Here is a 628-nt window from a genome sequence, read left to right as displayed (position 1 = left end):
AGACAACTTTTCCCTCATGGCGTATCTTATAGTGGATGGCGTCGATCCAGACAATGGGGTATACATCCTCCAATGGCCTGTTCTGCCAGCTCTTGATATCCTCCAGTAATTGGTTGGTAATGATGGATACCTGCGAGGTGCTATAATGGACACCATAGGTGCTTTCCATAAAGTCTATAATATCGCTATTACCCATCCCTTTGGCATATAGTAATTGGATACAGTCCTCGAGTTCTTGACTGATGGATTGATGTTTGGGTACAATCACCGGATCAAAGCTGGCCTGACGATCTCTGGGTATCTTGATGCGCTGCTCTCCGTTCTGGGTTTTGATGGTCTTTTCCGAGTAACCATTACGCTGGTTGTTCCCAACTACAGCGCCACCCTTTTCAAACCCCAAATGGGCTGTCATTTCCGCTTTCAAAAGCGATTCGATACCACGCTTAAGCAACTGTTCCTTGACTTGATCGAAGTCTTCTTTGTTGCTGATTTTACCTATTAAGGCATCTAATTGTTTTTCTAATTCTGGGTCCATATAATAAAAATTTAAAAATAAATTTTTTGCCTATGAACTTCAAAATCATTTTTCGACTAACTCAGAGCAAAAACACAAAATAATTTACAGTCC

General features: G+C 41.2%; 1 protein-coding gene. It reads right to left on the bottom strand.

Features of this window, described 5'->3' with window-relative positions; genetic code table 11:
• On the bottom strand, nucleotides 1–535 hold a 535-nt coding region (locus tag F1E73_RS17270; RefSeq protein ID WP_191089072.1), incomplete at its 3' end, for a transposase.
• Nucleotides 536–628 lie beyond the last annotated feature (93 nt).

Source organism: Arenibacter lacus, assembly GCF_008711145.1.
Lineage (GTDB): Bacteria > Bacteroidota > Bacteroidia > Flavobacteriales > Flavobacteriaceae > Arenibacter > Arenibacter amylolyticus.
The sequence above is the reverse complement of the archived record's forward strand: the minus strand, read 5'-3'. Positions and strand labels throughout refer to the sequence as shown.